Genomic DNA, 26,797 nt, shown 5'->3' with positions numbered 1-26,797 from the left:
CGTCGTGGCCGGGTCGAGTACCGCCGGCCGGGGTGCCGGTTCCTCCGCAGCCCGCGTACGTTCCGCGTTACGCCGCGCCAGGCGGTGGCTGGGGTGGCGCTGCGTGGCCGCCGAACGCGTGGGGGCCGGTGCCGGGCGCGGTACCGCCTCGTCCGCCGATGCCGCCGCGCCCGGGGTCGCCGGTGCCGCACACGCCGTGGTGGCAGCGGGACGGGGTGATCAGCCGGATCTTGGCGCTGGCCGGTGTCGCGGTGACGCTGATCGGCGTCGCGATGCTGCTGGTTCTGGCCGCGCAGGCGGGCTTCTTCGGGCCGGTGCCGCGGGTGGTCGCGGGTGCGGCCTTCTCCGCTGGGCTGGTCGTCACGGGCGTGCGGGTCTTCCGGCGGGTCGGCGGGCGGGTCGGCGGTATCGCACTGGCGGCCACCGGCATCGCGGGCGCCTATCTCGATGTCGTCGCGGTGACCGCCATCTACCACTGGCTGCATCCGGTGTTCGGGCTCGCCGTCGCCCTGGGTGTCGCCGCCGGAGGCGTCGGTTTGGCGATGCGGTGGCGCTCGCAGCCTTTCGCGGCGCTGGTGGTGCTCGCCGCGGCGGCGCTGTCTCCAGTGGTGACCACGCGACCGGTGCTGCTCGCGTTCCTGATCGTGTTGCAGTCGGCCTGCGTGCCGGTGCAGTCGGCGCGGGACTGGCCCTACCTGCACGTGGCGCGCACATTGCCCGCTGTGCTGGCGACATCGGTGTTCGTCGCGGGTGTGGTGCTCGGTACTCCCTCCGCCGGAGAGCGCACCTGGGTGCTCGTGGCCGCTGTAGCGGTGGCGCTGGTCGGAGTCGTCGGGACGATCGTCGTCGTCCGGCACCGGTCTGCCGATCTCACCGCCTCTTTGACGATGGCGGCGGCGGTGGTGCCGATTCTGCTCGCGCCGGGAATGTATTCCGAACGGTTCATCGCGGTATGGGTGGCGTCGATCGCCGCCACTGTGCTCTTGCTCGTCGCCGCGGTGAGCTTGGTGCCGAAAGCGCATGCCATTGTCGGCATTCCCGGACACACGGCCCTCGCGGCCGCCGTCGCGGGCTCGATCGCGCTGCTCGAGGCGTGTGTCGGCGCGACCGACACACAGACGCTGCCCACGGCTCTGCTGCTGGTGGCGTTGGTCTTCCTCGGCGTGGCGGGCCAGCGGATGTCCCGCCCGGCGGCGGGCCTCGGCGGTGCGTTCGCGGTGCTCGGCGGCTTGGCGCTGCTGAATGTCGCAAGCCCCGAAATCCTTGCCTCGCAGCATCGTTCGGAGCGCTATCTGGGTATGTCGACCGCGCTCAGCGCGGTGCTGGCCCTCGCGGTGGTCGCGGTGGCGCTGTGGTGCGCGCGGCGGCTGCCGGGCCCGGCCGCGGGCAGCGCGTGGCCGTGGATCGTCGCGAGCCTCGCCGGGCTGTACGCGGTGACCACCACGACGGTCTCGCTCGGCGTCGCGACCGGAACGCCGAACGGGTTCCTCATCGGCCACAGCGCCGCGACCATCCTGTGGATGGCCGCCGCGACCGGCGCCCTCCTGTTCGGACTGCGCGAACTCGCCGACGCACCCGCGGTCGCCAAACTAGCCTTGGGTTCCGGATTGCTGGTCACCGCGGCGGCATTGGCCAAACTGTTCCTCTTCGACCTCGCGACGCTGGACGGCCTGCTCCGCGTCGCCGCCTTCCTCGTCGTCGGCATCCTCCTGCTCCTGGCCGGAACCCGCTACGCCCGAGCCTTCGCCGACGCGGGGACGGGCAGCGAATCCAACGGCCAGGCAACGGCTACCGGAAAGCAGCCGGAAGGGCCCGATGACATCGGCCGGGCAGGCTGACCGGTCGCTGCTATTCGTCGGCGAGGTCGGCACTACGCCCGACGACGATCATCGCCTGCGAACCGAGCCGAATAGGCGCAAGTACGAGTAGCCGGGTGTATTCGACCGCCTGGTGCCCTACCGGCAGTACATCCCGGCGGTGAGCCGGGCCTGCCGGTACCGCGCGGCTAGGTGCGAAAGCTGCGGGTGCTTGGTCCGTTCAGCGCGAACGGCACGGCGTGGCAGCTTTCGCTGTCAGGAGCGACCGCTCACTCCCGCTCGCGGCGGCGCAGTAGTTCGTTCACGCTCACCGTGCGGCCGTCGCCGCCGTGGTGCCTGCCTTCCTCGGGGACCCGGCCGATGTGGCGGCGGGAAGAGCGGAGTTCGGCCATCCAGCTCTCGATGCTGCTGCGGTTGGTGGTGTCCGGTCCGTTGTACGGCTCCGCGGGGGCCTCGGGCTCGGGCGCACGATGCGCGGGACCGTCGGAGACGGCCGAATCCTCGGACGGCAGGCGCGCCGGACGCGGGCCGCTCGGCTCGTGCTGTGCGAGGTCGAGGGTCGGATCCTGCGTGATGCCGGACAGCGGACGTGGTTCCGGGGCGGGGGTCGGGCGCGGGGCGGGCGGCGTGATCGGCGAGACCGCGGGACGCGGGCTGCGTTCGGGAAGAATCACCGAGGGCACACCGGCGTGCGATGCGCTCGGGTCGTGCGGCAGGCCGGTGGGCGGCAACGGTCGCGACCCTGCGGGACCCTGCGGGTTGGCGGGCGGTGACGGCGGCCGCTGCTCCGCCTGGCCCGGCGTCGAGCGCGGATCGTTCGGGACCTGCGAGATTCGCCGGGGCCGAATCGGTTCACCCTGCGGGGGCGTGGGATTGCGCGGCGGCTCCGGACGCTGCCTGCCCGGATCGAGCGGCGGCGGCGCGGGAGTCGGCTGCGGTGCGGGCGAGGGCGGAACCCGGTCCAGCCGCCTGGTCGGCGCCTCGGCCTCGATCTCGGCGACCGTGCGCGGCTTGCGCCTGCGCGGCACCTTGTTGGCGGCGGCGACCGCGGGGATCTGCATGGTCACCGGATCGGTGATCGGCGTGGTCTTCACCAAGTCGACGACATCACCGCCGCCGACGCGCTCGTCATCGAGAATGGGCTCGCCGAGCCCGACCTTCTCCTGCACCTTCTTCATCCAGGTCGGCGCCCACCAGCAGTCGTCGCCGAGGAGTTTCATGGTGGCCGGGACGAGCAGCATGCGCAGCACGGTCGCGTCGATGAACAGCGCGGCGATCATGCCGTAGGCGATGTACTGCATCATCACCAGGTCGGAGAAGGCGAACGCGCCGGTGACGACGAGCAGGATCAGCGCGGCCGCGGTGATGATCCGGCCGGTCTGCGCGGTGCCGATCCGCACCGCCTCGGTGGTGCTCGCGCCCTGAGCGCGCGCCTCGACCATGCGCGACATCAAGAAGACCTCGTAGTCGGTCGAGAGGCCGTAGATGATCGCGATGATCAGCACCAGCACCGGCGACATGATCGGCTGCGGAGTGAAATTCAACAGCCCGGCGCCGTGGCCGTCGATGAAGATCCAGGTGAGAATGCCGAGCGTGGACCCGAGACCGAGGGCGCTCATCAGCGCGGCCTTGATCGGCAGCACCAGCGAGCCGAAGGTCAGGAACATCAGCAGCGTCGTCACGAACAGGACGAGCGCGATCATCAGCGGCATCCGGCCCAGCAGCGCGCTGATGCTGTCCTTCTGGATCGCGGGCTGACCGCCCACCAGCATGGTGACGCCGTCGGGCAACTCCAGCGAGCGGAGGTAATCGATGGTCGGATCGGCGTCCTCGGAATTGGTGAGCGTGACGGAAGTCTTGTAGATGGTCTTGTCGTTGGGAGCCGTGCTCGGGGGATAAGCGAATTCGCCGGCCAGTCCGGGCGCTTTGCTCGCCTCTTTCACCACCTTGCCGACCTGGGTGGCAAGGCTGGGATCGTCGACGACGAAGACCAGTTCGATCGGGTCGGATTTGCGCAGCGGAAAGATCGTGTCGAACTCTTTCTGCGCCAGCCGGGTCGGGTTGTCCGGCGGCAGATACCGCTCGTTGATACCGCCGAAACTGAGGTTCTTCACCGGGATGATCAGCAGCAACAAGATGATGCACAGCGGGATCGCGATCTTGAGCGGATGCTTCATCACCCAGCGGGTGGACTGCCCCCAAAAACCGCCCTCCACCTCGTCGGCGGTCTTCGTCTTGCGGAACCGCTTGAGGCCGAGCATATCGACGCGCTTACCGAGCACCGCCAGCATGGCGGGCAAGACGGTGATCGAGGTCAGCGCCGCCAGCGAGACCGTCGCGATGGCGCCGTAGGCGACCGATTTCAAGAAGCCCTGCGGGAACAACAGCATGCCGCCGAGGCTGGCGACGATCATCGTCGCGGAGAACACCACGGTGCGGCCCGCCGTCATCACCGATCTGCGGACAGCGACCCTGGTGTCGTACCCCTCGGCGAGTTCCTCGCGGAACCGGCTCACGATGAACAGGCCGTAGTCGATGGCCAAGCCGAGGCCGATCATCGAGACGACCGGGGAGACGAACGAATTCACTTCGGTGAACTCGGTGATGAAGCGGACGATCCCCCAGGCGCCGATCACGGTGAGACCACCGACGATCAGCGGCAACCCGGCGGCCACGATACCGCCGAAGATGAAGAAGAGCAGGACGGCCACCGCCGGAATGGCGAGGATCTCCATGCGCTTCTGGTCGTCGGCCATGGTGTCGTTCAGCGTGCCCGCCACGGCTTGCAGACCGGTCACCTGCACATCCACGCCGGGGATGAAGAAGACGTTCTTCACCTTCCGGTAGTTGCGCACCATCTCGGTGTCGTTGTCGCCCTTGATGGCGATGGAGGCGAAGGCGTACTTCTTGTCCTTGGAGCCGAAAACCGAGGCTTGAACCGGGATATTCGCGGTGTTCCGCCAGTAGACGCCGTTGATCTGGGTGATCTCGTCGGGATGTTCGCGGGGCAGACTCGTCAGGTTCTCGAGGATCTTGTCGCTGAATTCCGGATCATCGATGGTCTTGCCCTCCGGCGCCGTGTACAACACGATGACGTCGGAGGTGTGATCCCGTGCGAAGGCGCCGTCCTTGATCCGCGCCGCGCGCGCCGACTCCGAAGTCGGATCGTCCCACCCGCTGGAGCTGAGGTGGTCCTCCAACCCGAGGCCGTAGCCACCGAGAGCCAGAAGACCGGCCACGACCACGCCGATGACGGCGAAGCGCAGCCGGTATACCAGATCGCCCCAGCGTGTGAACACTAAGCGACTCCTTGGGCGGGGCGAGAGGTGAGCAGTGCCGACAGCGGCCGGAACGGCTGCAGCCAGGCACCCTCGTCGGGCAGCGAGTCGAGGCTCACCCGGGGCAGCGGTTCACGGAACACGCCCGGAATGTCCTCGAGGTCGATGAATTCGAGAGTATCGGATGTGACGGCCCAACTCGCGTGCTCGCGGAAGCCGAGCACCTGAACCGGCACGCCTTTGGCGGCGAGCGCCTCCAATGGTTCGCGGAACGCCTGGCCGTCGGCGGAGGCCACCATGATGCCGGCCAGACCGGCGCCGCGGCTGCGCAGGGCGATGTGCGCCAGCATGTCGGCGTCGACATCGGAGTCCTCGTCGATCTTCGGCTTGGCGAAGACCGCGTAGCCGACGTTGCGCAGCGCCTCCACCCAAGGCCGCACGACGTCGGCGGTGCCGGGGGCGATGTTGGTGAAGACGGTGGCCTCTGGTTCCACTCGATGCACCGCGCCCACCGACAGTTCGGCGGTGCGGGCCAGCAGCCAGCGGCCGAGCGCGTCGAAACGCGGGCGGTAGGCGGCGGTCGGACGACCGCCGAGAATAGCGCCGAGGCCCATGTCGAGGTTCGGGGCGTCCCACACCAACAGGACGCGGCGCACGTCCGGTCCCGAGCTGCCGAGACCTTCCGCTCCGCCGCCGTGCACCTCCCCGGCAACATCGACCACTTCGTGGGCCATTTCACTGACGCTCATCGGTCGATCTTCCCCCATATGAGCTCTGTGATGGCGCTACCGGCGCGATGTGCCTTGCCTTCGAATTTCGTGACGGGCCGCTCGAAACCGATCGGCGCGGTGTCGCGATGCTCGGCGCTCACCCCGCCCGTCGTCTCGTTCAGGCCGATGAGCAGGGGCTCCGCCATGCCCACCGCGTGGATGTGCTCGGCGTAGCCCGCGTGGTCGGTGGCGACGTGCAGCACACCGCCCGGCTTCAGGCGGCTGGCGATCAGCGCGACCGTCGCCGGTTGCAGCAGCCGGCGCTTGTGATGGCGCGCCTTCGGCCACGGGTCGGGGAAGAACACGCGGACGCCAGTCAGCGACTCTTCAGCAATCATGTTCTCCAGCACGTCGACCGCGTCACCGCGCAGCAGGCGGATGTTGCCGATCCCTTCGCGCTCGACGCGCTGTACCAATTGCGCGAGGCCGGGCTGGTAGACCTCGATGCCGATCAGGTTCAGGTGCGGTTCGGCCTGGGCCATGGCGGCCGTCGCGGTGCCCGTGCCGCAGCCGATCTCGATGACCAGCGGCGCGTCGCGGCCGAACCAGGCGGCCGCGTCCAGCGGCTCGTCGGCGACCTCGCGGCCGATCGATGGCCACATCCGGTCCCAGGATTGCTGCTGGGTCGCGGTCAGCGCGCCCCTGCGCGACCGGAAGCTGGTGACTCGTGGGTACAGGCGGGAGCCGGTCTTGTGCCTCGGTCCGCCCTCGGCCGGAGCCGACGTTGTGGACGGCGGGCCCGGAACTGACTCGGCAGTATGGTTCGCGGCGTCGTTCACGGCGTCCATTGTCCAGCATCCGGCGATCAGTGCGGCAGGCGGTTGCACCCGGGCCGCTGAGCAGGCGGTCAGGCGGCGCGCGCGGGCGCGATCCTCGGCACGGTCGGCCGTTGCTGACGCAGCGGTCTTCCGAGTGCGACCTTGGCCGCGGTCACCGCCATCTCCAGCAGTCCGCGCACGCCCGAAGGCGAGGCCGCGACCGACCACACGGTGCTGTCGCCGACTTCGCTCACCGGTTGCCCGGCGAACCGGTCTGCCAGCCAATCCAGACTGATCGGCGTGGACAGCGGCAGCAGCGAGAAATGCTCGCTGAGCCGGTCGCGCACGTAGGTCACCGCGGCGCCGCCGCGGCGGTAGCGGTCCACCTGGCCGTCGACGCCATCGATGTGGATGACCTGGTCGTGGATGGGTTGCACCACCAGCAACGGGCACGCGGGCGTGGTGTTGCCCAGCCGCAGGTCGTCGAACATCGCCCGCAGCTGCGGAGTATCGAGCACTTCGGCGAGCGGCCGGTCGAGGAAGTCGTCCACCTTCTTGCCCGCGAGCCCGAGGATCGCGCCGACCGGCGTGGCGTTCTCCGCGCGGACGACGAACCGGTGGCCTTCCGGGCTGAGTTCGTTGTCGATCAGCGAGCTCAACGCGGGGTACAGCCTGCGCAGGGCGGCGATGACGATGGCGGGCAGGCCGGCGTACGGCGTGCCGTTGAGCCGGTCGAAGACCTGGCGCGGGTCGCCGACCGGGGCCCCGAGCACCGCGCCGACGATGTCGAGTTCCGGGGCGTAGGCCGGCGCCATCTCGACCGCCCACGAGCTGGCCATGCCGCCGCCGGAGTAGCCCCACACCGCGACGCGGGTGTCAGGGCCGAGCCCGAGCGGGCCGAAACGCAGGGCGGCGCGGATGCCGTCGAGCGCGCGGTAGCCGGGCTCGCGCGGCGCGCCGAAGTTCCCGTGCGGTCCCTCGTGGTCGGCGATGCTCACCGCCCAGCCGCGCCGCAGCGCGTTCGCGACCAGGAGCCATTCGAGCTGGGTGACCGAGCCGAGGGCCCGCGCGCCGTGGCGCAGGGCGTAGGACGGGGAGCACTTCTCGGTCACCGCGTCCATCGCGGTCTGGAAGGCCAGCAGCGGGCGATCCTCGTCCGGCTCCGCGTCGATCGGCAGCAGCACCGTGGTGACGGCCGCTTCCGGCGCGCCGTGCAGATCACAGCTGCGGTACAGTAGCTGCCAGGCCGAGACCTGCTGCGGGACAACCCCGAACAGCGCCACCTCGATCTTCCTGCTGCGCAGGATGGTGCCGGGCGCTTTGGCCGCGAACCCTTTGGGCGGTCGATGGAACGGGTCCGCGCTCGGCAGCAAGGGCTTGCGCTCCGCGGGACAGGCCGGCTCCGGGTCGACAGCGCCGATGACGTTCGCGGTCATCGCAACCTCCTCATCGTCGAGGTCGGTTGCCGCATGCGAAAGTTCAAGCTGCGCACCGGTTATGGCGCCGACCACTTCAGCAGGGTAAGTGACCGACCGGGCCTGTGGGAACCCCGCGGTACACGGCGTTCCCGGCACTAGACTCCCCGGCATGGGCAGACCGACAGTATTCATCACCGGCGCGGCGTCCGGTATCGGGCGGGCCACGGCCTTGCTTTTCGCTGCGCAGGGATACCAGGTCGGGGCTTACGACATCGATGAGGTCGGGCTGACCAGGCTTTCCGGTGATATCACAGCCAAAGGTGGCGCAGTGCACACCGGGGTGCTGGATGTGACGAACGCCACGCAGTGGGCGGAACGGCTCGCGGAGTTCCACGCCGCGGCGGGACGGCTGGACATCCTGGTCAACAACGCGGGCATCCTGCGCGCCGGGCCGTTCGAGGAGATCGACCTCGCCGCCCATCGGGCGATCGTGGAGGTCAACGTGCTCGGCGTGCTCACGGGCACGCACAGCGCGTTCCGCTATCTGCGCGACACCCCTGGTGCGCAGGTGGTCAACCTCTGCTCGGCGTCGGCGATCTACGGCCAGGCCGAACTCGCCAGTTACGGCGCCAGCAAATCCGCGGTCAAGAGCTTCACCGAGGCGCTCGACCTGGAGTGGGAGCGCCACGACATCCGGGTGCTCGCGATCTGGCCGATGTTCGTGGACACGGCGATGGTGGACGGCGTGACGACCGGGACCACGAAGTCGCTCGGCGTGCGGCTGACCGCCGACGACGTCGCCGCCGGGATCTGGGAGGCCACCCGCAAGCGCGCGAGGCTGCCGAAGGTGCACTACGAGATCGGCGCGCAGGCGAAGGTGCTGGCGACGGTGGGCAAATACGCCCCCAACTGGGTGGTGCGCACCGCGAACAAGTACTTCAGTGGCAGCTGAGCCGTCGAACCTGTCCCGCGCGCCGTCTTCTGACAGAATTGCGCACCGTAAAAGGGGGTGTGCGCAGCATGCAGGCAGCCACTGATTCCGATGGGCCGTTGCGGGAGCGCGGCGTGCCCACCTCCGCGCACGATCAGCTCGACAAGCTGCTGGCCGAACTCCGCTTCGGCACGGGGCGCGATCCGCAGATCGGGTACGCCGCGGCGGCGGCCGTCAGCGCGTGGCGCAAACCACCGCGCATCCAGGTGACCGGACGCGCGCACGCGGGACGGACCGCGGTGCTGCACGCGCTCGCGCTGATGTCGGCGGTGGAGACCGATCCGGTGGACCGGCCGGGAGCGCCCGACCCGGAACTCGACGCCGACATCGTCGTCTACGTGCTGTCGGCCGCGCCGACGCCGGCCGACCGCAGGGTGCTGGCCGCGCTGCCGCCGCAGCGCGCGATCGCGGTGCTGAACAAGGCCGACGCGGTCGGTTCCCGCTGGGGCGACGCGGTGGCAGCCGCCCAGCAGTACGGCAGGGAGCTGGGAGTTCCGGTGGTTCCGGTGGTCGCCTCGCTGGCCACGCGAACGAGGGCGGGCGCGCTGACCGAGGCCGAGCTGGACCTGTTGCGCAAACTGGCGACCGAAGCCGACGCGGCGCTGCTGCTCGCGCCGGACCTGTTCGTCGGGTCGGGGCCGGACGCCGCCGAGCGCGCGGAACTGCTGCGCCGCTGGGATCTGTACGGCGTGGCCTGCGCCTGCACGGCCCTGCGGCACGATCCGGATCTCACTCCGCAGGCGCTGCTGCAGATCCTGCACGCGGCCAGCGGCATCGACGCGCTGCACCAGGTGCTGCACCGCCGCTACGAGCAGGTCTCCGCGCTGCGCGGCGGCGAGCTGCTCGACGAGCTGGCCCGCCTCGCCGCCCGCGCGGTGCCGGAGGAGGGCGGTCGGGCGCGCGACCTGCTCGAGTCCTATCTCAACAGCGACGACGCCGTCTGGCTCGGGCTCTGCGCGGGGCTCGCAGGGCCCGACGTGGCCCATCTCGCGGCCGGATACTCCGCGCCAGCGCCTTCCGACGCCGACGACGCGCTGGCCCGCGCCGCGCGCTGGCGCGCCGTCGTCACCAGCGATATGCCCCCTGCCGCCCGCCGCGCCGCGTTGCGCGTGCACAACGGCTACATCCGACTATGGGAACGGATGAGCAGTGCCGGTCTCTGAGCCTCCGGAATCCGCGGCGGTGAGTGCGTCCGCCGAGATGGTCGCGCCGTCTCGCCCCGGGGGCGCGCCCGCCGACGGCGAGCCGGACGCCGCCGCAACACTCGGCCCCGAACTCGCGGCCGTGGTGCAGCGATGGAATCCGCAGGGAATGGCGCTGCTGCGCGCGGTGCGCGACTCCGGCTCCGCGGGTGCGGTCACGGTGATCGGTCCGGCCGACGTCAACACGACCTTGTTGCGCACCGAGCTGGCCCGGTTCGAACCGCGCCTCACGCTGTCGGAGCCGCGCGCCGACGCGGTGCCGGGGCCAGAGACCGCTCCGCCGGCGGTGGCGCTGATCCTGCTCGACGCGGGCACCATCATCGGCGCGGACACGCTCGGGGCGATCGACCGGTTGCGCGCGGACGGCACCCGTCTGCTGCTGGCCATGAACGGCATCCACGCCCACCAGGACTGGCAGTCGGTGCGGGAGCGCGACCTGGAACTGCTCGCCGCGGTGGGCGCGGGCGATCTGGATATCGTGCCGGTCTCGGCGCGGCTCGCGGCCGCCGCACGCACCGCGGGGGACGCCGGACTGCTCGATCGCTCCGGTGTCGGCGCACTGCACGCCCAGCTCACCGCCGCGGCCGCCGCGGGCGGTGACCGGCAGGGCGCGGTCGTCGGCCGGGTCCTCGCCGACACCCGCCGGCGGGTGGCCGAGCAGGTGGCGGTGCTGCGCTCCGGCGCCGAACCGGCCCGGCTGCGCGAGGCGCGCGCCGTCCTGCTCGCCGGTCGCGACGGCGGGCGAGCCACCGCCATGTCCACCCTGCGCGGGCAGTTGCACCTGGCCAGGGTGGACCTGATGACCGAGATCGGCGCGAACATCCGGGCGCTGCACACCGCCGTGCGCGCCGAGCTGGACCGGCTGAGCCGCGCCGAGCTCGGCGGCTATCCCGCTCGGCTGCAGCAGTACGTCACCGAGCTGACCGGCGCTCTGGATCACGTCATCGACCAGCGCATCGCCGAACTGAGCGCCCGGATCGAGAGCACGGATCGGGCTTCGCCGACGCGGCGGCGCGATCCCGCGCCTCGGGTCGGTCCGGATCCCGAACCCCGCCATCGAGGTGTCGAAGATCACCTTATGATCGCGCTCGGCGCGTCGGCCGGTGTCGGCCTCGGTCGCCTGCTGGTTGCTCCGTTCTCCCTCGTACCGGCCTTGGACGTCGCCAGCGTGCCGGTGACGCTGCTGCTCGGCGGCGGTGCCGCGGCGTGGGTGGTCCGGGCCCGCCGCCAGCTGGCCGATCGAGCGCACATCCGGCAATGGATCGCCGACGCGCTGGTCAATGTAAAAGCGCAGCTCGAGCAACGCGTGGTGACCGCACTCGTGGAAGCGGAGACCGTTCTGGCAGATCACGTGGTCCAGGCAAGCGCCGCGCGAATGGTCGAGACGGATCGCAGGGTGGCCCAGTTGGAGGCCGAATTGCGCCGGATGGCGGCCGAGCAGCCGGGGCAGCTCGCCGCATGCGAGCGAGATGTCCGAGTCCTCGATCGCTGGATCTCGCCTGTTGAAACGAGCGACCAATTGGGTACACAGTGAGGAACCCGATACCGTACCGGCCGTCACATCGCGTTAACCTCTATTCAGGAACTTGGGCGTCCGCTAAGTCCTGATCTGCCGCCCTCCTGGGGTGCGCGTTCGACCGGTCGGAGCGGGCGCCTTCCCGCCAACGGTGGCGCTCGGTGCATTCGCGCTGGTCATGGGCCTTGGGCCAGGTGGCGAAGCATCGAATAGCCACCCATCTCAGGAGAGTTTTCATGACGTCAGCGACCATTCCTGGTCTTCGTGGATCCGACGGCAAGGCGCCGACCGAGCACAGCGAACTACTCGCCTGGGTACAAGAAGTCGCCGAACTCACCCAGCCGGATCGAGTGGTGTGGGCGGACGGCTCCGACGAGGAATGGGAGCGGCTCACCGAGCAGCTCGTCGCGGCGGGGACGTTCAAGCGCTTGGACGAGAAGAAGAAGCCGAACTCCTTCCTCGCCCTCTCCGATCCCTCCGACGTGGCCCGGGTGGAGTCGCGCACGTTCATCTGTTCGAAGACCGAGGCCGACGCGGGCCCGACCAACAACTGGGTCGACCCGGCCGAGATGCGCGCCACGATGACCGAGCTGTACCGGGGCTCGATGAAGGGCCGCACCATGTACGTGGTGCCGTTCTGCATGGGTCCGCTCGGCGCCGATGACCCGAAGCTGGGCGTGGAGATCACCGACTCCGAATACGTCGTCGTGTCGATGCGCGTGATGACGCGCATGGGCGCCGCCGCCCTGGAGAAGCTGGGCGCCGACCGCCCGTTCGTGAAGGCGCTGCACTCCGTGGGCGCGCCGCTGGCCGACGGCCAGGCCGACGTGCCGTGGCCGTGCAACGACACCAAGTACATCACCCACTTCCCCGAGGACCGGGAGATCTGGAGCTACGGCTCCGGCTACGGCGGCAACGCGCTGCTCGGCAAGAAGTGCTACTCGCTGCGGATCGCCTCGGCGATGGCCCACGACGAGGGCTGGCTGGCCGAGCACATGCTGATCCTGAAGCTGATCTCCCCGGAGAACAAGGCCTACTACATCGCCGCCGCGTTCCCCAGCGCCTGCGGCAAGACCAACCTCGCGATGATCCAGCCGACCGTGCCGGGCTGGCGCGCGGAGACCCTCGGCGACGACATCGCCTGGATGCGCTTCGGTAAGGACGGCCGCCTCTACGCGGTGAACCCCGAGTACGGCTTCTTCGGCGTCGCGCCGGGCACCAACCGCAGCTCCAACCCGAACGCCATGGCCACCGTGGAAGCGGGCAACACCGTCTACACCAACGTCGCGATGACCGACGACGGCGACGTGTGGTGGGAGGGCCTGGAAGGCGAGCCCGATCACCTGATCGACTGGAAGGGCAACGACTGGTACCTGCGGGAGACCGAGACGCTGGCCGCGCACCCGAACTCCCGCTACTGCACGCCGATGGCGCAGTGCCCGATCCTGGCCCCCGAGTGGGACGACCCGCAGGGCGTGCCGATCTCGGCGATCCTGTTCGGTGGCCGCCGCAAGACCACCGTCCCGCTGGTCACCGAGTCCTTCGACTGGCAGCACGGCGTGTTCATGGGCGCGACGCTGTCGTCCGAGCAGACCGCGGCCGCCGAGGGCAAGGTCGGCACCGTGCGCCGCGACCCGATGGCCATGCTGCCGTTCCTCGGCTACCACGTCGGCGACTACCTGGGCCACTGGATCAACGTCGGCAAGAACGCCGACGCGGCCAAGCTGCCGAAGATCTTCTACGTCAACTGGTTCCGCCGCGGCGAGGACGGCCGCTTCCTGTGGCCCGGCTTCGGTGAGAACTCCCGCGTGCTGGAGTGGATCATCGGCCGCATCGAGGGTTCCGCCGAGGCCGAGGCGACCGCGATCGGCAACGTGCCGACCGCCGCGCAGCTCGACCTGGACGGGCTGGATGTCGATCCCAAGGACGTCGACGAGGCGCTCGCCGTGAACGCCGACGAGTGGCGCAAGGAGATCCCGCTGATCGAAGAGTGGTTCGAGTTCGTCGGTGACAAGCTGCCTTCCGGCGTGCGCGACGAGTTCGAGGCGCTCAAGCAGCGTCTGGGCTGACACTCCACCCAAAGTAGCACCTCGCCCGTGCCATCTGACAGATGGCACGGGCGATTTGTTCTGCGAGACAAAGGTTTTGCGCGCAGTGAACAGGGTTCGAAGCAAGCGCCCGTCTCAACTGACCCGAGTAGCGCTTCCGTGCTCGTCCAGAAGTAGTCTTCGAGCATTTCGGTGGACCATGGGGCTTGCTGGACCTCTCCTCGGGGGCCGAATTCCGCGAACCACGGCTTGATGTCCAGCACAGGCGTGCCGTCTACCGCATCCAGCTCGGCTACGTGCAGGTCGAGGCCGTCGACTCGGAGCAGCCGGGTGCGGGACACGCCGAGCCAGTTGACGCGTCGCATGTTGCGATGTCCGAAGATGCCGACCTTCGGCCACTCGGGATTGGCACAGGCACTGCGCGCGCCGAGACCCGCGAAAACGGGTGGGTTCGCGAGCACAGAGAGTACACCACGGAAGGAAACCGTCGTATCGACCAGGCGCGGGTGTATACCGAGCGTGGCGAACTGCATTCACCGAATACGAGTCCGGCCGCGTCGATGACACGAAAGAGATTCACAAGCAAATTGCCATAGACCGGCATCTGCTCCAGACGTGGGCATGCGCTGGGCGTCCAGCGTGGCGGCACCGGGCACGGGCAGGACCGCGCGCGTGGAATATCGCGCGACCGGTGACTTCGGAGCTGGTTACAGGATTCCGAGGGCTTCGAGTTGGTCCAGGATTTCCGACACTTGGGTGTGCATAGATTTCATGCTCGCGATGAGCGGCACATCGTCGTCGGTGTCCGGAATATTGATGACGACGGTTGCCCGGAGTCTTTTGTTGTAAGTGAGCTGGGACTGCGTGACGCCGGGGTTGAGCCGCAGGCGGAAATGCTTGAAGACGGCTCCTGGCACGAGTTCGTGTACCGCTGACTCCGGGGTGTCTACTATTTCGTAGTCATCTGACCGTGCGAAGATGAGCTCGGTTCTGAATTGGTTGCTGACCTTCAGTCGGCAGTGCCGGTCGCGGTTGGTCAATTCGCGAAGAAGGCCGAGCGGGTGGTGTGTCGGCAGGGGGTCGCAAAAAGGCTGATGGCGGAGAATCAGGGCTGTGGTGACGGCGTCGAAAATCTCTTCGACATATATCTCCTCGCCCTTGCTGTTCGTATTGCTCAGCAGAATGGGAAACTGCTCGGCATGCGGATGGACAGCGCGGTCGAGCGCGGCTCGCAGGTTGGCGAGTGCATCGCCCGTGATCAGCGCCCATTCGTCGGGCGCGTCGGACATGCCGACCGCCGCTACTTCGCAGTCGATCTCGTTTTCGTCTTCGATACTCGGGGAAAAGTCGACCCGGACTTCGACCTCATTCGCGTCCTGGTATTCCGAGACAATGCGTGCGAGGTCGTCGATGTGGTGCCACGCGCGCGCGAGCTTCAGCCGTGCGCTTGCGATGCCGGTGACACCGTTCATGACATCGAGCATACTCACACCGAGAGGGTTTGCCCAGTGAAAAGGGCGGCAGCATTATTCACCTACCCGCGGGAATTATGCGGAAATAGGTGTCCGGTCGAGCCGAACTGATAGCCGCTGAAAACAGAAAGCGCCGATGCGGAAAAGTCGGATTGCTCAGTAGTGCGGAGCCACTTTATTCGGCGAACGGCGACATCTTGACCATGATCTGGAAACCCGCTCCGTTCAGCCAGTGGATCCGGCCCTCCGGCATCGCCTTCCCCTCCGCCCGGAAGGCGGCGGCAACGTGCCGTTTGAATTCCAGTCGCGGGTGGCGGCGCAGCAGTTCGGCGACCCATTCCCGGTCCAATTCCGCCAGTCGCGCCCCGAGCACATCCACCGAGGCGCCCGCGGAGACGAATCCGCCGGGTTCGCCGAGATCGTCGGCGACGCCGGGGGTGAGGTGGGCGGCGATCGCCGCGCCGATCGCTTCGGCACGTTCCGGCGGCGCGCCTGCGCCCAGTGCGAGAGCGACGGCCCGCTCGCCGCCGACCACGGCGAAACACCGGCCGGGCGTGGGACTTTCGAGTTGCAGGTCGTGCAGCAGGCAGGAGACGTAGACCAGTTCGTCGTCGTAGGCGGCGCCGTCGAGATCGGCCAGGACCCGGCCGAAGTAGTAGGTCCGCAGCGAATGGTTCAGCATGTGCGGCGACAGCGACTCGCGCGCCTCGGTCTCCGCCGCGACGGCGAGCGCGGAATCGGGCAACCGCAGGCCGGCGAACTCCAGGTTTCCGCGCCCACGCCTGCCCAGCGCCAGCCGGACCCGGTCGGTCATCATGGCGGGCAGCGTGCGGGCGGTCGCGACGGCCAACCTGCGGCGTTGCTCTTTCGACAACGCGCCGCCGGTGCTGGTGGCCCAGGTCCAGTCGAGGCCCGTCGGTGCGGCCACGATGCCCTCCTTCTGATCGGAACTCGGTGTGCATCGAGTCAAGCGGGCGTGCGGAGCCGCCGCGAGTGGCGGGAATGACAGTATCACTCGGATTTCTGCCAAACTGGGGACGATGAAGCAAGTGGTGGCGCTCGCGCTGGACGGCGTGATGACCTTCGACCTGGCCTGCGCGGTGCAGGCCTTCCGGCACGGGCCGGGCAAGACGGGCGAGCCGTCCGGGTTCGAGATGCGGACCTGTGGGTTGCGTGCCGGGCCGGTATGGACACCGAACGGCTTCGAACTGCGGGTGGACCACGGCTTGGAGGCATTGGCGGAAGCCGACGTCGTCGTCGTGCCCGGCATCTGCATCCCGACGCTGCCCACCCCGCCGGAGGCGCTGACCGCGTTGCGCGGCGCGGCGGAGCGCGGCGCCACCATGGTGAGCATCTGCGTCGGCGCGTTCGTCCTGGCCGAGGCCGGGCTGCTGGACGGGCGACCCGCGACGACGCACTGGGCTTATCGCGGCGAGTTCGCCGAGCGGTATCCGGCGGTGAAACTGGACCCGACGGCCCTGTACGTCGACGACGGTGACGTGCTGACGTCGGCCGGGCTGTCCGCGGGCCTCGACCTGTGTCTGCACATCGTCCGCAAGGAGTTGGGCGCGCACGCGGCGGCGGAGCTGGCGCGGTGGAATGTCACCGCGCCACACCGGGAAGGCGGTCAGGCGCAATACATTCCGGAACCACAGCGGGTGCGTGCCGACGGCGGGCTGGCCGCCACGTTGGCGTGGGCGGTGGCGAACCCCGCTGCGGCGGTGGATGTTTCGGCGCTCGCCGCGCACGCGCTGATGAGCGAGCGCACCTTCGTCCGGCGTTTCAAGGCGGAAGTCGGCACCACGCCGCGGCGGTGGCTGGATGCCCAGCGCACCGCACGAGCACGCGAACTTCTGGAAACCACACGTTTGCCAGTGGAAGTCGTCGCGGCGAAGGCCGGGTTCGGCAGCGTCACCGCGCTGCGGGTGCACCTGCGTGCGGCGACGGGCGCCACGCCGGCCGCGTATCGCCGGTCGCTGGGTCGGTGAGCGCGTCGCTATGAATCGACCGGCTCGGCGAATGCCGTTGCGGTGGCACTGATTCGGTCCTGCTGCCCTCGGCGCTGCGAGGACGTGCCCCTGAGGTGGTGTCCCAAGTCACACCGGAGTCGGCGAAATTCCCACGGACCGACGGGTTTAGCCCGCTGGGAGAGGGGGTAATGATCTTGTTGAGAGACTTCGTGTATTCGTAATCTATGCTTGGCGTGTTCTTCCTTCCGCATCACCCAGTCGGATAGCTGATGATTAACTGATCGACTGAACGACTTCCATACCGATATCGGACCCGCGATGCCGCGGCGCACAGCGAGATCGACGCGAGAGGTGGTTGGAGCATGGCCGATCTGGAGACATTCGAGTTCGCCACATCGAGCACCCCGCTGCGCCGGGCCGCCGCCCGGCTGCGCGCGGTGCTGCCGCCCGGGTGGCGCGTCGAGATCGTCGAGGCGCCACCCCGGCGTTACGGCAACCGCGCGCCGCTGCTGCGCGTGGTCATGCCGCCGGAGTGATCACCCGGTCCAGCCGAGCGGCATGAGCAGCGACTTCTGTTCGCAGAACGAATCGAGACCCTCCGGCCCGTTCTCGCGTCCGAGGCCGGAAGCCTTGTAGCCGCCGAACGGCGAACTGGGGTCGAAGGCGTACCAGTTGATCGCGTAGGTGCCGGTGCGCACCCGCGCCGCGATCTCGGCGCCGTGTTCGACGTCGGCGGTCCACACCGATCCGGCGAGGCCGTAGACGGAGTCGTTGGCGATGGCCACGGCCTCGTCCTCGGTCTCGTACGGGATCACCGACAGCACCGGCCCGAAGATCTCCTCCTGCGCGATGGTCGACTTGTTGTCCACGTCGGCGAAGATCGTCGGCTCGACGAACCAGCCCCGGTCCAGCCCCTCCGGGCGCCCGCCGCCGAGCACGAGTCGCGCGCCCTCGGCCTTGCCCTTGGCGATATAGCCCTCGACCCGCTCGCGCTGGCGCTCGGAGATCAGCGGGCCGAGTTGGACCGCAGGGTCGTTCGGGTCGCCGACCTTCATCGTCTTCACGTGCTCGACCAGCGCGTCGAGGATTTCGTCGTACCGGCTGCGCGGGGCGAGGATGCGGGTCTGCGCGACGCAGCCCTGTCCGCTGTTCATCAGGCCGGAGAACGCGAGCACCGGGATGTTGGCCGCGAGGTCCATGTCGGGCAGCAGGATGGCCGCCGACTTGCCGCCGAGTTCGAGCGAGACGCTCTTGAGCTGACCGGTGGCGATGGCGCCGATCTTGCGGCCGACCGCGGTACTTCCGGTGAAGGTCACCTTGTCCACGCCGGGGTGGGAGACGAGGTACTCGGCCGCGTCGGGCTCGGCCGGAAGCACCGAGAGCACACCTTCGGGCAGGCCCGCCTCGGTGAAGATGTCGGCGACCAGGTTCGCCGTGAGCGGAGTCAGCGGGGCGGGCTTGAGCACCATGGTGCAGCCGGCCAGCAGGGCGGGCGCGAGCTTGTTGACCGCGAGGAACAAGGGGACGTTCCACGCGGTCACCGCCGCGACGACACCGCGCGGCTCGCGGGTGACCCGCGTGGTGCCGAACCCGCCGACCCGGGTCTCCGACCAGGGGAAGGAGTCCGCCAGGGCCGCGTAGGCGTCCAGCGCGGCGACCGCGGGGAGTTGGTTCAGCGTCATCGCGATCATCTGCGGCGCGCCGACCTCGGCGACCAGCGCGGCGAGCAGGTCGGCGGAACGCTGTTCGATCAGCCGGGCGGCGCGGGTGAGCACCTCGGCTCGCTGCTTCGGGGGCGTGGCCGGCCACGGCCCGTGGTCGAAGGCGTGCCTGGCCGCGGCGACCGCGGCGTCGACGTCGGCCCTGCTCACCGCGGGGACGCTGCCCACCGGCTCGACCGTGGCCGGCGAGATGACCTGGATGCGCTCGGCGGTGGCTGGCGCGGTCCAGCGGCCGCCGATGAACAAGCTGTCGTAGTGCATGAGAACACGTTACAGTTTTGCCGCCCCCATGTCTGTAACCTGTTTCAGTTTTGCGCGGCGGCGACGCTCTGGCCAGTGTGAATCCCGACCTCTCGGTTCGCTTTTCGCAGAACGCACTATTGCGTTCTGTTGCTGGAAGGGGGATGCTGGAGCGGCATATCAGCTCGCTCCATTACCGAATCGTTACCGCAAACTGGGGAGTCCGAGTCATGGCGGTGCAAGTGATCGGCCGGTCGTTGATGACCAGTGATCAAACCGAGCATCAGGCGAAGTGCGTCGGCAGCGGGGGGTGGGTGGTCTCCTTCCTACCCGGACGCACCCTGACGATCGAGCAGGCGACGGCGGCTATGCAGGCCGCGGAGGCGGTCGCCGCGGTAGGGATGCTGGCCGACCTGGTCGGCCTCACCACGCTCGAGACCGTCGGGTTGGCTATGCGCGAATCGCCGTGGAGCGAGCCCGTGCACGCCCCGTGCGGCAAGCGGCACTGGCGCCGCGGATGGCTGGAACCTTACGTCGGCTAACTTTTGGTTGCCACCACGACCAAATTGCTGACAAGTAGCTCGCGCACCAACGGGACCCGAACCAACCACCACGCCCAGCGGGGGTGATACCGCGGGAACACCGTGTGCACCTCCGCCGGAGTGGTTGCCGCCCAGCGCAATCCGTCCGCGGCCCGCACCGCGAACAGCGACGTGCCGAACCTGTTCTTGGGTTCCCGCCCGTGCTTGCGCCGATACCGCCGGGCGGCGTACTCACCGCCGAGGTAGTGCCACGGTCCGGTCTCGTGACCGCCGAACGGGCCGTGCCACACGGTGTAGGAGAGCACGATCAATCCGCCCGGCCTGGTCACCCGCACCATCTCCTCGGCCATCACCCACGGCTTCGAGACGTGCTCGGCGACGTTCGACGAGAAACAGATGTCGACCGCGTCGTCGCGCAACGGCAGCGCCATCCCGGACCCGCGCACCGCGCCCGCCACCGAAAGACCCGCGGCGTGCATCTCCCTCGGGTCGGGCTCCACCGGAATGTAGCGCGCCCCCGTACGGGCGAACTCGTCCGCGAAGTAGCCCGGACCGCCGCCGACGTCGAGTATCGTCGCGCCGTCGAGCGAACGGCCGGTGAGATCGGCATAGAAGTCGGCGATCATCGCCGCGCTGTCGGCGGCGAGACCCCCGTAGAACAGGGCCGGGTCGGTCTGCTCGAACCGGAAGCTGCCGAGCAGTCGCAGCGACCGGCGCAGGGTCGCCCTGCGGGCGAACCGGGGCTGGCTGCTGCGTGTCGGCGTCTTCGCGGCTTTGAGCACGGCGCCGAGTCTCGCACAACCGCGATGCCGGGCTGCTCGGGCGGGTGCTCGGGTTAGGGTGTAGCGCGACATCCGACGTTCCCACCGGGACCTACTGACCGAGAGAAGCTCCACCGTGCGCGAAGTCCTCCTGCTCTGCTGGCGTGACACCGGGCACCCGCAGGGCGGCGGCAGCGAGCGGTACCTCGAACAGGTCGGCGCTCAGCTCGCCGCGCGCGGGGTCAAGGTCACGCTGCGCACCGCCCGCTATCCGGGCGCGGCGCGGCGCGAACGCGTCGACGGCATCGATATCAGCCGGGCGGGCGGCCGCTACACCGTCTATCCGCGCGCGCTGGCCGCGCTCCTGCTCGGCAGGATCGGCCTCGGTCCGTTGCGCGGCGTGCGGCCGGACGCGGTGATCGACACCCAGAACGGCATACCGTTCTTCGCCACCGCCGTCACCGCGGCACCGTCGGTGGTGCTGGTGCACCACGGCCATCGTGAGCAGTGGCCGGTCGCGGGCCGGCTGGTCGGCCGGGTCGGCTGGTGGATCGAGTCGCGGCTGTCGCCCCGCGTGCACCGCCGCAATCAATATCTGACCGTTTCGCTGCCGTCGGCGGAAGAACTGGCCACGCTCGGGGTGGACCGCTCCCGGATCGCGGTGGTCCGCAACGGAGCCGAACCTGTTCCAGTGGACGCCCCCACCGGCGCCGCGGAAACCCGCACCGCCGCACCCACTGTCGTGGTGCTCTCCCGTCTGGTGCCGCACAAGCAGATCGAGGACGCCCTCGCGGCGGTGGCTCGGCTGCGCGACCGCATTCCCGGTCTGCGCCTCGACGTGATCGGCGACGGCTGGTGGGCCGACAACCTACGAGACAACGCCCGCGAACTCGGCATCGCCGACGCCGTCACCTTCCACGGCCACGTGGACGAGCGGCGCAAGCACGAACTGCTCGCCCGCGCCTGGGTGCATGTGCTGCCCTCCCGGAAGGAGGGCTGGGGGCTCGCGGTGATCGAGGCGGCGCAGCACGGTGTTCCCACGGTCGGCTACCGCAGTTCGCGCGGCCTCACCGATTCCATCGTGGACGGCGCCACCGGAATCCTGGTCGACGACGTCGCCCAGCTGGCCGACGCCGTCGGCGACCTGCTGGACGATCCGGGCGCACGCACGGTGATGGGGGAGAAGGCACGCGCCCGCGCCCGCGAATTCTCCTGGGAGCAGACCGGGAACGGGGTTTACGAAGTGCTGGCGGCGGCTGCCAGGGGCGAGCACACCAGCGGGTTGATCGCCCCACGGGCGGTCGGCTGAGTTGTCGCCGCCGGGCGGGGACAAGGCTGCACGGTAGCCGGTTCAGGCCGGAGATGCCCACAGCGCGTTGGGCCGGGGGTGCGCTGTCCGAAGTACGTCGAGGACTTCGGGGAGTTCGGTGACGCCGTCGTCGGCGAGGAAATGCCCCGCACCAAGGATCGTTCGCGCGGTGACGCCGAGGAGGGCGGCGAGGCGGTCGGTGTGCGCGGTGGGGACGCACTCGTCCGCGTCGGAGCGAAAAACGGTCAGCCGGGTCACATGCGCGGGGATCGCCCGCACGTCGCAGCCGGATGCGATGTAGCCGTCGAGGTCGGGCAGCGCGGGTAGCGGGTCGAGGAACCCCGCGACCAGTACCAGGTGGCCGAGCCGCCACCGGCCGGGAAGCGCCGTGAGGTAGCGCAGGACGGTCAGGCAGCCGAGGCTGTGCGCGACCACGGCGGTGCCCTCGTCGGGAGTGCCGATGGCCCTGGCGGTGGCGGCGAGCCACGCGTCCGGATCGGGATCACCCGGGTCGGGCATGGCGGGGACGTGGGCCGGGATGCCCACGGCCGCGAGGCGGTCGGCGAGCCAAGGGAACCAGTGGTCGCCGGGCGTCGCGTGGTAGCCGTGGATGACAACGGTGCGGGTGGGTGTTGGTCGTGAGGTCACGGTGCCCGACGGTAGGAGTTCACGTCGGCGTGAAGGTCAAGCTGAGGAGGACAAGTGCTCATCGGGGAACTCGCGGAACGCACCGGGGTGAGTGCGCGCGCCCTGCGGCACTACGAGGAGAAAGAGCTGCTGGTGCCCGAGCGTGACGCGAACGGATACCGGCATTACGCCGAGTCCGCCGTCGCCGTGGTCGCGCAGATCCGGGTCATGCTCGGAGCGGGGCTGAACGCCGCTGCCATCCGGCGGTACCTGGACTGTGTGCGCGACGGCGAGCACGGCCTCAGCGTCGACATGTGTTCCGGCCTGCGGACCGAGCTCGACCGCATCGCCGCGCGACTCGCCGCGCAGCAGACGGCGCTGGAGGCGACGCGGCGCCGGCTGGACGCGCTGCGGAGCGCGTGACGGCGAGCGCCGTGATCAGGTTCGCGGTCTCCTCCGGGATCGGATTCGTGTGCCGAGGGCGATCAGTGGGCCCGCGACGAGCATCGCGGCCCAGAGCAAGTGGGCCGCGATGGCGATGGAGCGTTGCGTGGTTGTCGATGCACCGCGCTCGATGACATCGGGCACGCGGTACAGCGCGAGGTCGGCGTCCTCGTAGACCCGTTCGACCTGGGCCAGAGTCGCCGCCGATGCGCCGAGCGGGCCCGGGGTGGTCCGTTCGACGAGGATCCAGCCCACGCCGAGGCGGGCCAGGTCGGCTGGCGCGCCACCGTGGAGCAGCAGGTTCTCCACCTCTCTCGCGCGAGCGCCTTCACCGGAGACCGTGCGTCCGCGCACCGGCAACTCGCCGGTCTGTAAGACGTCGTTGGGCAGCATGCGCGGGGCCGGGTCGAGTACGGGGGACGCGCCGCTGTAGCGGAACTTGCGGAACATGCCGCCCGGCAGCACCGCGACGTCGCCCGGACCGCCCATTCGTTCGGCGACCTGCCGCCAACCCGCGGGATAGTGCACCGGACGCACGGCCCCGCCGCCGCCCCAAGCGAGGTCGTAGAGCGGCAATACGATCAGCGCTGCGAACACCGCTGTGACGGCTGCCATCGTGGCCGGGGACGTCTTCGCGGGCCGGTCCGTTGTCGAGTCCGACGTGGTCGGAGATGTCGTCTCGGGCCGGTCCGTCGTCGAGTCCATCGTGGCCGGAGAAGTCGCCTCGGAGAGGTCCGTTGTCGAGCCCGACGTGGCCGGGGACGTCGTCGTGGGTCGCTCCGTTGTCGAGTCCGTGTCCGCGCGGAGCAGACGCCGGGCCGTCGCCGCGCTACCAGCCGCGGCGCACAAGGCGAAAGCGGGCATGGCCAGGGCCGCGTACTTCTGGGTGTCGCGCAGCAGACCCGCGCCGGGCACGTGGGCGACCAGCCACTCCATGGCGTGCATGCCCCACGCGGTCGCGCCGAGCGCGGGGAACAGGATCGCGATGGCCGCGAGCAGTAGCAATGCCCGCCGGACGTGGCGGTTGTCGGGGTCGGCCCCGCCGGACGCCACGGAGCGCACGCCCAGCGCCACGATCGCCAGCAGCACCAGGGTGGCGACCGCGGCCAGCGGCGTGGTGCGTGAGTCCGGCACCGCATCGGCGTTCCAGATCCCGCCGAGACCGGCCAGGCTCCCGAGCGTGCCGAGGCCGGGTTCGGCCCGCGCGGCGAACGCGGCGATGCCCGCCGGATCGGAGGGTTCCGCACCCGCACCGGACAGCGTGGTCGCGACCAGCCACGGCGCGGAAGCGGCGAGCCAGAGCACAAGCGTCCCGAGCAGTTGGCGTCGATGCACCAGCGCGATCGCGGTCACCCCCGCCAGCAGCGCGCCGGTCGGGGTGAGCCCGGCCGCGGCGAGCGATCCGGCGAGAGCCGCCCACGCGGATGCCGTTCGGATGGTCGCGCGTCGGGCCGCCGGGCTGCCGGGCCGAGTCCTGCCTTCGCTCGCCGTGCCGATTGGTGCGGAAGCGTGAGCTGAATCGGATGGCGTGGGGCGGTCAGAGGAGTGGGGCGGTCGTCCAGGAGGGTTGGCCAGGATTCGCCGGCGGCGCTGAGCGGTGGCCGCTGATCGGAGGTGGTAGGCGGTCAACGCTGTCCACGGCAACGCCGCGTAACCGGCGAGCAGGCTCCAGTGCCCTTGGAGCAGGCGTTCGGCCACGTACGGGTTCCACAACGCGACTGTCGCGGCGATCAGTTGCGGGCCGAGCGACGCGCGCAGCAGTTCGCGCGCGAGCGCGGCGGCCCCGTACGCCGCGGCCCAGAGCGCGACGAGCAGGATCGCCTTGACCACCAGACCGCCGTCCACGAACGACGACAACGCGGCGAGCAGAGCGTCCTGCGGCACCGCCCGCGGTGCGGCATCGCCGAGACCGAGCGCCGCGTCGGTCGGATAGCTGCGCGGCGTGCTCACGGCGTCCCGCAACAGCAGATACCCCGGCGCGAGCAACGGCCCGGCGACGAGCAACGCCACGGCCGCGCTGTATGCCGCCACCACCGCTCGAGTCCGACCGCTCCCGCTCACGCCTGAGCACTGTACGTCCCGATCACCCCCGTCGCCGATCCAGCGGGCTCGGCGCGAAAATGTCCTGTTCGGTTGCGCGGGACCGCGCGGCGCCGCGTTTCAGCGCCGTTGCGGGATTTCGTGCCCGTTGTCCGGTGGGTCACGCATCGTTGCGCCTGCGGGAAGAAGATGGCGATGCCGGGATCGCTCCGCCCCCTTCACTGGCCAAGCTTCGGGCTCAGCACACCGTCTGATCTGGGGTGACGCGTCAGCGTGCCGGACGCCGAGTTCGCGACTGGAGCGAGTCCGACGCAGTGGCCGCGCTCGCCGCCCGGCTCGGTTACCGCACCGAACCGGACAGCGCCACGGCGATCCATCGGAACCCGTCCCCCGAATTCTTCGTGGTTCTCGTTGTCGCCGAAGCCGGTCCTCGAGGACATGCTCGCGGGGGTCGAGGAAGCCCCGACCGGGTGCAGGGTGGGCGATGTCATCCTGGTCGGCGCGGGCCCGCTCGAGTAGGTGTCCCGACGGCGTCATCGGGCCGGAGACTTCGAGTCGGCGCATCACCGCTCGTGCACCGGCGGGGCGCGCAGGGTGGCGGCACGCGCGGGTGGGACGATGGGCGGCGTGTCTGCTGTCCGTCGGTTTCCCGTGGTGGCGGATCTGACGTGGGTGACGGCGGGTGCGATGACCGCGAACGTCGCCGGGTATCTGCTGCAACTGCTGGCGGGGCGGTGGCTGGGGGTCACCGGGTACAGCGAGTTCGCGAGCCTGCTCGCCGTCCAGCTGCTGTGCGCGGTGCCCGCGCTGGCGTTGCAGAACGTGGTGGCCAGGGAACTCGTGCGCGGCGCGGGAACGGCCGCGCTGCGCGGGCTGCAGTGGCGCTGCGCGGTGATCGTCGCCGTGGCGGCCGCGGTGTTGGTGCCGCTGGTCGCCGTCACACTGCACGCCGGGGTGGCCGCCACCGCGGCGGCGCTCGGCGCGGCGCCCGCGCTGGTGCTGCTGTCCGGTGAGCAGGGCGTGCTGCAGGGCGGCAAGCGGTTTCGGGCGTTGGGAGCTGTGCTCGGCGCCGCGGGGGTTGCCCGGGTCGCCCCCGCGCTGGTGATCCTGGCGCTGGGCGGCGGCGCGACGCTCGCGCTGTGGGCGGCGGCCTGCGGCATCGCGACGGCGGCGCTGCTGGCCAGGATCGTCGCCGGTGCGTCCGTGCCCGACGCCGGAACCGAACCGCGCGTCGTCGCCCCGGGTGTGCTGCCGGTCCTGCGGGCCGCCCAGGTGCAGGCGGCGATGATGGCGCTCTCGTCGGCGGACCTGATCGTGGTCCGGATCGTGCTCGACGACGCGGACGCCAGCCGTTACGCGCTCGGCACCATCGCCACGAAGATCGCCTTCTGGCTGCCGCAGGCGGTCGGTGTCGTGCTCTATCCGCGGATGGCCCAGCCGACGCACTCCGCGAGCGCGATCCGGGCGGCGCTGGCGGTGCTCAGCGGCATCGGCCTCGTCGCCGTGCTCGGGGCCGCGCTGGCCGCGCCGCTCGCCCCGCTGCTGGCGGGCGAGGACTACGCCCCGATCCAGGGCCTGCTGTGGATCTTCGCGCTGCACGGCGCGATGCTGTCGGTGCTGCAAGGCGCGGTGCTGTCGGCGATCGCCGTCGACCGCACCTCTCTGGCACTGGTCACCTGGCTGGGTCTGGCCGTCGAGGTCACCTTGATGCTGTCGCTGGCCCGCACGATTCCCGCGCTGATCACCACGGCGGTGTCGGTCGCGGCCACCACCACCGTCGTGGTCGCCGTCATGGTCCTGCGCGCGGCCGACAACACGGCGCGCCCGGAGCCGCTGCGCCCGGTGGGCTGAGCGGGCCGCTTACGATCGTCGC

The 26,797-nt window shown here is 70.0% G+C and carries 21 protein-coding genes and 1 pseudogene; 11 read left to right on the top strand and 11 right to left on the bottom strand.

Annotated elements, in window-relative coordinates; genetic code table 11:
• Nucleotides 1-158 precede the first annotated feature (158 nt).
• Complete coding sequence (locus tag U3653_RS01225) at nt 159-1,838, top strand: DUF2339 domain-containing protein (RefSeq protein WP_323124615.1); 1,680 nt, start codon at nt 159-161, stop codon at nt 1,836-1,838.
• Between the two features lie 248 nt (nt 1,839-2,086).
• Here U3653_RS01225 and U3653_RS01220 read toward each other — a convergent pair whose 3' ends face one another.
• Genes U3653_RS01220 through U3653_RS01205 form a run of 4 tightly spaced genes read right to left on the bottom strand, consistent with a single transcriptional unit; the run spans nt 2,087 to nt 8,059 of the window.
• The gene (locus U3653_RS01220) at nt 2,087-5,116 is read right to left on the bottom strand and encodes an MMPL family transporter (protein WP_195080943.1); all 3,030 of its coding nucleotides are present in this window, start codon (nt 5,114-5,116) and stop codon (nt 2,087-2,089) included.
• Nucleotides 5,116-5,844, bottom strand: a complete 729-nt coding sequence (locus U3653_RS01215; protein ID WP_195044044.1) for an NYN domain-containing protein — start codon at nt 5,842-5,844, stop codon at nt 5,116-5,118. The genes U3653_RS01220 and U3653_RS01215 overlap by 1 nt, the downstream gene beginning before the upstream one ends.
• Complete coding sequence (gene trmB / locus U3653_RS01210; protein ID WP_195080942.1) at nt 5,841-6,653, bottom strand: tRNA (guanosine(46)-N7)-methyltransferase TrmB; 813 nt, start codon at nt 6,651-6,653, stop codon at nt 5,841-5,843. Before trmB ends, U3653_RS01215 begins: the two co-directional genes overlap by 4 nt.
• A 59-nt stretch (nt 6,654-6,712) precedes the next feature.
• A complete protein-coding gene (locus U3653_RS01205; RefSeq protein ID WP_195080941.1) occupies nt 6,713-8,059 on the bottom strand; it encodes a lipase family protein in 1,347 nt (448 codons plus the stop codon).
• A 151-nt stretch (nt 8,060-8,210) separates the two neighbouring features.
• Between U3653_RS01205 and U3653_RS01200 the strand changes: the two genes are divergently transcribed.
• From U3653_RS01200 to U3653_RS01185, 4 genes are all read left to right on the top strand, one after another.
• A complete protein-coding gene (locus tag U3653_RS01200) occupies nt 8,211-8,993 on the top strand; it encodes an SDR family oxidoreductase (protein WP_195080940.1) in 783 nt (260 codons plus the stop codon).
• Nucleotides 8,994-9,061: 68 nt separating this feature from the next.
• A complete protein-coding gene (locus U3653_RS01195; protein WP_195080939.1) occupies nt 9,062-10,195 on the top strand; it encodes a hypothetical protein in 1,134 nt (377 codons plus the stop codon).
• Entirely contained in the window at nt 10,182-11,768 is a 1,587-nt protein-coding gene (locus U3653_RS01190) for a hypothetical protein (protein WP_323124614.1), read from the top strand. Before U3653_RS01195 ends, U3653_RS01190 begins: the two co-directional genes overlap by 14 nt.
• A gap of 218 nt (nt 11,769-11,986) precedes the next feature.
• Complete coding sequence (locus U3653_RS01185) at nt 11,987-13,819, top strand: phosphoenolpyruvate carboxykinase (GTP) (RefSeq protein ID WP_195080938.1); 1,833 nt, start codon at nt 11,987-11,989, stop codon at nt 13,817-13,819.
• A gap of 221 nt (nt 13,820-14,040) precedes the next feature.
• Here U3653_RS01185 and U3653_RS33215 read toward each other — a convergent pair.
• The 3 genes and pseudogenes from U3653_RS33215 to U3653_RS01175 all read right to left on the bottom strand — a co-directional run.
• A pseudogene (locus U3653_RS33215) lies at nt 14,041-14,331 on the bottom strand (TrmO family methyltransferase domain-containing protein); the annotation flags it as partial.
• A gap of 174 nt (nt 14,332-14,505) precedes the next feature.
• Nucleotides 14,506-15,270, bottom strand: a complete 765-nt coding sequence (locus U3653_RS01180; protein ID WP_195080937.1) for a hypothetical protein — start codon at nt 15,268-15,270, stop codon at nt 14,506-14,508.
• Nucleotides 15,271-15,445: 175 nt separating this feature from the next.
• The gene (locus U3653_RS01175; RefSeq protein WP_195080936.1) at nt 15,446-16,198 is read right to left on the bottom strand and encodes an HD domain-containing protein; all 753 of its coding nucleotides are present in this window, start codon (nt 16,196-16,198) and stop codon (nt 15,446-15,448) included.
• A gap of 103 nt (nt 16,199-16,301) precedes the next feature.
• Here U3653_RS01175 and U3653_RS01170 point away from each other — a divergent pair, with 103 nt between their 5' ends.
• Both U3653_RS01170 and U3653_RS01165 read left to right on the top strand, forming a co-directional pair.
• On the top strand, nt 16,302-17,258 hold the full coding sequence (locus U3653_RS01170; protein ID WP_195081045.1) for a GlxA family transcriptional regulator: 957 nt from the start codon (nt 16,302-16,304) through the stop codon (nt 17,256-17,258).
• A 344-nt stretch (nt 17,259-17,602) separates the two neighbouring features.
• Nucleotides 17,603-17,776, top strand: a complete 174-nt coding sequence (locus U3653_RS01165) for a hypothetical protein (protein WP_195080935.1) — start codon at nt 17,603-17,605, stop codon at nt 17,774-17,776.
• Here U3653_RS01165 and U3653_RS01160 read toward each other — a convergent pair whose 3' ends face one another.
• Complete coding sequence (locus tag U3653_RS01160; RefSeq protein WP_195080934.1) at nt 17,777-19,222, bottom strand: aldehyde dehydrogenase; 1,446 nt, start codon at nt 19,220-19,222, stop codon at nt 17,777-17,779. It lies immediately after the preceding gene.
• 209 nt (nt 19,223-19,431) lie between these two features.
• Between U3653_RS01160 and U3653_RS01155 the strand changes: the two genes are divergently transcribed.
• Nucleotides 19,432-19,743, top strand: a complete 312-nt coding sequence (locus U3653_RS01155; protein WP_195080933.1) for a hypothetical protein — start codon at nt 19,432-19,434, stop codon at nt 19,741-19,743.
• Here the strand turns inward: U3653_RS01155 and U3653_RS01150 are convergent.
• Nucleotides 19,740-20,525, bottom strand: coding sequence for a class I SAM-dependent methyltransferase (locus U3653_RS01150; RefSeq protein ID WP_195080932.1), 786 nt, complete (start codon nt 20,523-20,525; stop codon nt 19,740-19,742). The genes U3653_RS01155 and U3653_RS01150 overlap by 4 nt on opposite strands.
• A gap of 115 nt (nt 20,526-20,640) precedes the next feature.
• Between U3653_RS01150 and U3653_RS01145 the strand changes: the two genes are divergently transcribed.
• Entirely contained in the window at nt 20,641-21,813 is a 1,173-nt protein-coding gene (locus U3653_RS01145; protein ID WP_195080931.1) for a glycosyltransferase family 4 protein, read from the top strand.
• A gap of 42 nt (nt 21,814-21,855) precedes the next feature.
• Here the strand turns inward: U3653_RS01145 and U3653_RS01140 are convergent, their stop codons facing one another.
• Nucleotides 21,856-22,461 carry an RBBP9/YdeN family alpha/beta hydrolase gene (locus tag U3653_RS01140; protein ID WP_195080930.1) on the bottom strand — a complete coding sequence of 202 codons (606 nt, stop codon included), beginning with the start codon at nt 22,459-22,461 and terminating at the stop codon, nt 21,856-21,858.
• 54 nt (nt 22,462-22,515) lie between these two features.
• Between U3653_RS01140 and U3653_RS01135 the strand changes: the two genes are divergently transcribed.
• Nucleotides 22,516-22,863, top strand: coding sequence for a MerR family transcriptional regulator (locus U3653_RS01135; RefSeq protein WP_195080929.1), 348 nt, complete (start codon nt 22,516-22,518; stop codon nt 22,861-22,863).
• 15 nt (nt 22,864-22,878) lie between these two features.
• Here the strand turns inward: U3653_RS01135 and U3653_RS01130 are convergent, their stop codons facing one another.
• Nucleotides 22,879-24,945 (bottom strand): MmpA family trehalose lipid delivery protein, encoded by a 2,067-nt coding sequence (locus U3653_RS01130; protein ID WP_195080928.1) that lies wholly within the window; start codon nt 24,943-24,945, stop codon nt 22,879-22,881.
• Between the two features lie 597 nt (nt 24,946-25,542).
• Here U3653_RS01130 and U3653_RS01125 point away from each other — a divergent pair.
• Nucleotides 25,543-26,775, top strand: a complete 1,233-nt coding sequence (locus U3653_RS01125; protein ID WP_195080927.1) for a polysaccharide biosynthesis protein — start codon at nt 25,543-25,545, stop codon at nt 26,773-26,775.
• Nucleotides 26,776-26,797: the final 22 nt, after the last annotated feature.

It is taken from the genome of Nocardia implantans, assembly GCF_035544775.1.
Lineage (GTDB): Bacteria > Actinomycetota > Actinomycetes > Mycobacteriales > Mycobacteriaceae > Nocardia > Nocardia implantans.
The sequence above is the reverse complement of the archived record's forward strand: the minus strand, read 5'-3'. Positions and strand labels throughout refer to the sequence as shown.

Coding starts and splice junctions, on each gene's coding strand:
- U3653_RS01125 (WP_195080927.1), top strand. CDS start 25,543: ATGGGCGGCGTGTCTGCTGTCCGTCGGTTTCCCGTGGTGGCGGATCTG.
- U3653_RS01195 (WP_195080939.1), top strand. CDS start 9,062: ATGCAGGCAGCCACTGATTCCGATGGGCCGTTGCGGGAGCGCGGCGTG.
- U3653_RS01205 (WP_195080941.1), bottom strand. CDS start 8,059: ATGACCGCGAACGTCATCGGCGCTGTCGACCCGGAGCCGGCCTGTCCC.
- U3653_RS01155 (WP_195080933.1), top strand. CDS start 19,432: ATGGCGGTGCAAGTGATCGGCCGGTCGTTGATGACCAGTGATCAAACC.
- U3653_RS01185 (WP_195080938.1), top strand. CDS start 11,987: ATGACGTCAGCGACCATTCCTGGTCTTCGTGGATCCGACGGCAAGGCG.
- U3653_RS01165 (WP_195080935.1), top strand. CDS start 17,603: ATGGCCGATCTGGAGACATTCGAGTTCGCCACATCGAGCACCCCGCTG.
- U3653_RS01200 (WP_195080940.1), top strand. CDS start 8,211: ATGGGCAGACCGACAGTATTCATCACCGGCGCGGCGTCCGGTATCGGG.
- U3653_RS01160 (WP_195080934.1), bottom strand. CDS start 19,222: ATGCACTACGACAGCTTGTTCATCGGCGGCCGCTGGACCGCGCCAGCC.
- U3653_RS01180 (WP_195080937.1), bottom strand. CDS start 15,270: ATGAACGGTGTCACCGGCATCGCAAGCGCACGGCTGAAGCTCGCGCGC.
- U3653_RS01215 (WP_195044044.1), bottom strand. CDS start 5,844: ATGAGCGTCAGTGAAATGGCCCACGAAGTGGTCGATGTTGCCGGGGAG.
- trmB (WP_195080942.1), bottom strand. CDS start 6,653: ATGGACGCCGTGAACGACGCCGCGAACCATACTGCCGAGTCAGTTCCG.
- U3653_RS01225 (WP_323124615.1), top strand. CDS start 159: ATGCCGCCGCGCCCGGGGTCGCCGGTGCCGCACACGCCGTGGTGGCAG.